At 59.4% G+C, this 4,090-nt stretch carries 5 protein-coding genes and 2 pseudogenes; 4 read left to right on the top strand and 3 right to left on the bottom strand.

What is annotated here, in order from left to right; all coding sequences use genetic code 11:
- Window positions 1-216: hypothetical protein (locus tag EPN80_RS05985; protein ID WP_293024779.1), on the top strand; the 216-nt coding region annotated here is incomplete at its 5' end.
- A 69-nt stretch (window positions 217-285) separates the two neighbouring features.
- Here EPN80_RS05985 and EPN80_RS05980 read toward each other — a convergent pair.
- Window positions 286-1,248, bottom strand: coding sequence for a LysR substrate-binding domain-containing protein (locus EPN80_RS05980; protein ID WP_293024777.1), 963 nt, complete (start codon window positions 1,246-1,248; stop codon window positions 286-288).
- Between the two features lie 268 nt (window positions 1,249-1,516).
- Here EPN80_RS05980 and EPN80_RS05975 point away from each other — a divergent pair, with 268 nt between their 5' ends.
- The 3 genes and pseudogenes from EPN80_RS05975 to EPN80_RS05965 form a co-directional block, all read left to right on the top strand.
- Window positions 1,517-1,765 (top strand): AbrB/MazE/SpoVT family DNA-binding domain-containing protein, encoded by a 249-nt coding sequence (locus EPN80_RS05975; RefSeq protein WP_293024775.1) that lies wholly within the window; start codon window positions 1,517-1,519, stop codon window positions 1,763-1,765.
- Window positions 1,759-2,079, top strand: coding sequence for a type II toxin-antitoxin system PemK/MazF family toxin (locus EPN80_RS05970; RefSeq protein ID WP_293024773.1), 321 nt, complete (start codon window positions 1,759-1,761; stop codon window positions 2,077-2,079). Before EPN80_RS05975 ends, EPN80_RS05970 begins: the two co-directional genes overlap by 7 nt.
- 25 nt (window positions 2,080-2,104) lie before the next feature.
- Window positions 2,105-2,512: pseudogene (locus EPN80_RS05965) on the top strand (transposase); the annotation flags it as partial.
- Between the two features lie 116 nt (window positions 2,513-2,628).
- On the opposite strand, the gene ytaF reads toward EPN80_RS05965, so the two are convergent.
- Together ytaF and EPN80_RS05955 are read right to left on the bottom strand one after the other, a co-directional pair.
- Complete coding sequence (ytaF, locus tag EPN80_RS05960; RefSeq protein WP_293024771.1) at window positions 2,629-3,288, bottom strand: sporulation membrane protein YtaF; 660 nt, start codon at window positions 3,286-3,288, stop codon at window positions 2,629-2,631.
- Between the two features lie 340 nt (window positions 3,289-3,628).
- Window positions 3,629-4,090 (bottom strand): annotated as a pseudogene (locus EPN80_RS05955) (cobyric acid synthase CobQ); the annotation flags it as partial.

Below are 4,090 nucleotides of genomic sequence, written 5' to 3'. Positions count from 1 at the left end.
GGTGCCGTCGGATTCGGCCACGGCCGCGGCGGCAGCGTCGCGGCAGGTCATGCCAATGCGCACGCTGTGGCCAATTCGAACGGACTGTTCGCGCACGACCGCGATCTGGGCCTCCAACGCGCCCAGGATCGCATGAGCAGGGAAGGACTGTCGCACGAGCAGGCAACAACCACGGGTCATTACGCGGGCGGCGAGGATACCGACTCCAACCCGTAGGCGCGCGTCAACGAATCAGACGGGGGTCTGCTGCCCCGCCGCACTGTCGCCGGATCACGGCCGCAAGGGTCAATCCCTCGCTACCGCCACCGGCGACACGCCGCCCGATTTCAAAAAATCGACAAAAGCCCGTAGCGGCGCCGGCACATGGCGTCCCCCCGGGTAATACAGAAACGGCCCCGAAAAGGATTGCCGCCACGGTGTGAGGATCGGCTCGAGCACACCGCTCTCGAAGTGCGGGCGCAGCAGTTCCTCGAACAGATGGATCACGCCGACCCCGGCCACGGCGGCATCGATGCTCAGGTCCAGGGCCGCTGCGGGCCTGACCAGCAACGGTCCGGTCGGGTCGAGCTCCACCACTTCGCCAGCACGTTCGAATTTCCATGTCGGCGTTGCCCCGCCGGCGAATTGCACGCGCAAGCAGGCGTGCGAGAGTAGTTCATGCGGATGCTCCGGCCGCCCGTGCGCGTCGAGGTAGTCCGGCGCGGCGGCAGTGGCGAAGCGCTCCACACGCGGGCCGATCGGGACCGCGATCATATCCTGTTCGAGCCGTTCGTCGTAGCGAATGCCGGCATCGCAACCGACCGACAGCACATCGACGAAACCATCCTCCACCAGAACTTCCACGCGAATCCCCGGATACGCTTTCAGGAACGCGGTAACGATGCCTGGCAGTAGCAGGTGGCGGAACTTGCACACCGTCGTCTCGTCCGGCGCCGATTCGCGGCCCAGGTCGATGCCCACAAACCGGTGCATCGCCGCCGAGTCGTACAGCGCCTCCTCCACCGCCGAATCGGACAGCGCGTACCACTGCTGCAGAAAGTGGATCCGCAGCATCCTTTCCAGACCCACGGTCGGGCGGCCGCCGCCGTCGGCACGCGGCTTGGGGTAAAACGGTTCGATCACCGCGCACAGCTCGGCCCACGGCACCACTTTGTCCATCTCGGCCAGGAAAACGTCGCGGCGAGTCGTCTTGCGGTGGGCTTCGAAACCCGCATCGAACTGCGTGGTCAAGGTCAGCTGCTGAGGCATCGGTTACGCTCGGTGAGTGGCGGCTCCGCTTCGACAGCGGGGCAAAATCGGAGTTTCCTTAACAGAATTTCTGCCTCAGATGTGGGTAATTTCAAGCAACCATTTCTTGTTTACAACTGCCTTCTGCCCTCAAACCCTTTGTTTAGCGGGACCTTCATGCGGAAGCCCTGGGGCGGGGCTCAGAGCCAGTGACACTCGGCACATAATGTAATAACATTGTGTTTACAGTTTCATCATGACGGAATAACATTGTTATTATGGTGAGTTTATGAGAACGACGATTCGCAGAATGGGTAATTCGCAAGGCGTGCTGATTCCGAAGCCCGTCCTCGCGCAACTAGGACTGGAGAACGAAGTGGAAATGGAAGTCGAAGACGACACGATTATCCTGCGCCGCCCGAGGCGTAAGGCCCGTGAGGGTTGGGCCGAAGCAAGCAAGGCTCTTGCTGAAAGTGGCGACGATGCGCTGGTGATGGGCGAGTTTTCTAACGCCGATGACACGGAGCTTGCGTGGTGATGCGTGGGGAAGTCTGGTTAGTCGCGCTTGACCCGACCTTGGGTAGCGAGATACAAAAGACGCGTCCGTGTGTTGTCGTGTCGCCGCCCGAAATGCACGACCACTTGCGGACAGTCATCGTTGCTCCGATGACTTCCAAGGGGCGATCTGCGCCCTTTCGGATTCCGGTGACGTTCAAGCGCAAACAAGGCTTGATCCTTTTGGACCAAATTCGCACGGTCGACAAGGTTCGCTTGGTCAAGAAAGAAGGCGCTGTGGCCGATAAGACATTGTTGAACACCCTGCGGACTTTGCAGGAAGTTTTTGCCGAATAGGAAGAGAGGCGCGTCGAGCGCTCCGCCTGACCTGCTTGCCCAAATTCCAGAGGACGTGCCGATCGAAACCATCGGAGGCGACGGCACGTACGACACGAACGAGTGCCATGCCACGATCGCCGCGCGTGGTGCCCAGCCGTCGATTCCGCCGCGTGAAGGCGCAACGCCGTGGCCGCAGAACACGCCCGGCGCGAGCTGGCGAAACGATGCCATCGAGACAATCGCGCAAAGCAGCCGACGCGAGTGAAAGCAGCGCAGCGGCTACCACCGGCGCTCGTTGGTCGAGAACCTGATGTTCCGGCTCAAGACGCTCACAGGCGACAGCCTGTGGGCACGTCGTACCGGCTCGCAAGCCACTGAAGTGTCGATTCGCGCGGGCGTGCTGAACCGCATGGCGGCTCTCGCTCACCCGAAGTCCGTCCGCATCGCATGAGGTCGAAAACATCGAGGTCACTCCGTCCTTACGCTCGATTCATGCAGCAACAACGCCGTGCACATCTCGAAATACACCGATTTGGCCTGTGGTGCAGGTGGGCGCCTTAGCCACCCTCAAAAGAAGATCTCATAGAAACCAACGCAAATAAGCAGAACGCCGCCGAGCACGCCGGTAAATCTTCCCATCCAGCGCACTCCCAATTTACCAAAGTAGATGCCGAGCCAAATGGTGATGATGCTGACGACAAAAACCGCAGCGGTCATTGCGTAGGCATTCAGGCCCAACGTTCCGGCGCCGACGCCGTTGGGAATATTGTTGATGGTCAGGGCGAAGGCTAACGCCAGAGCCTCTCTCAGGTCGATATGGCCGGAGAAGTCCCAGTCGGCAACAATCGGATTGTCGAGAATCTGGACGATATGGCGCAAACCGTATCTGGAACACCTGGCTTTGAGGATCGGTTCTGCTTGCGAAGGCTCCCGAACGCCGTGCATAAACCTTTCCTGGAAGACTACCCAGAGCCCCGCCACGACGATGATGCCGCCCCCCAGTAAGCCAGCCGTTCCCCTACTTATGAAAAGGCAAACGGTTTGCCCGAGAATGATAGACAGAAAGGTACCGGTAGCAGTGACAACCGCGATCAGGAGGTTGGAGGCGATGGGGATGTTGATCTTCCTGACGCCGTAAGAGGTGCCTACGCCGATATTGTCGAGATTGCTCGAGACTGCAATCAACAGGATGGGGAAAATTGAAGTGTATAGGACGGCGCGGTTCATGTTGTGGCGCTTCTTTCGTCAAACCCGGCAATATTCTTCAATTTCAATACCAGCGCTGCCCCGTTGGCCGATTGCGTGGCCACTATAAGGAAGCTACCTCCGGTGGAGCTTCTGGTGCAGACCGATTGATCTCGGTCAGCCAGAATCCTCGCCAGGCAAGGATACAGAAAATGGCGATTAGGTTCGTCAAGCGGCTGGCCATGCTTCGCATATTTGCGAATCCCGGCCGGCCCTCTTCATCGATATTGACACCCGACGTGGAGCTTCAGACACGTCGACGCCGTCAGTCATTGCTACCTCCACTTTTTTCAGCCGACCTCAGTATCCATCGGTTCGGGAATCATAAATACGGATGCGCCACGCCGAGAGAATCAAGCTTAAGGTGTTGCTCAAGCGTGTCAGCAAGGCGGTCAATATGCCTTTCCCGCTCTGCCCGATAATCGTGCGACATCGTCTTCTCCAGACCCGCCCAACAAAGCAGCGCCTGACAGCTTTGCGGGTGATCGAACAGACCGTGCAGATAGCTGCCAAACACTTGACCGTCGGCCGACATCGCGCCATCGGTCCCTTCAGGCAAGACAATCGCCGGAATCGCCATTGCCGGGCCGCTCGACATGCCCATGTGTATCTCGTAGCCGCTTACCGCTGCATTCGCAAATGCCAGGCACCCCTCGACCAGAGCCAGCCGCTTGTGTGCGGTCAATGTGGTTTCCATATCAAGCAGGCCAAGACCGACCGAGCTACCTGCAGCACCTTCCAGTCCAAGCGGATCGTGTAGTTGCCTGCCCAGCATCTGGAAACC

Source organism: Pandoraea sp. (genome assembly GCF_004297875.1).
GTDB lineage: Bacteria > Pseudomonadota > Gammaproteobacteria > Burkholderiales > Burkholderiaceae > Pandoraea.
The sequence above is the reverse complement of the archived record's forward strand: the minus strand, read 5'-3'. Positions and strand labels throughout refer to the sequence as shown.

Bases quoted from the DNA above. Each gene is read 5' to 3' on its own strand.
- EPN80_RS05975 (WP_293024775.1), top strand. From the start codon at position 1,517: ATGAGAACGACGATTCGCAGAATGGGTAATTCGCAAGGCGTGCTGATT.
- EPN80_RS05980 (WP_293024777.1), bottom strand. From the start codon at position 1,248: ATGCCTCAGCAGCTGACCTTGACCACGCAGTTCGATGCGGGTTTCGAA.
- ytaF (WP_293024771.1), bottom strand. From the start codon at position 3,288: ATGAACCGCGCCGTCCTATACACTTCAATTTTCCCCATCCTGTTGATT.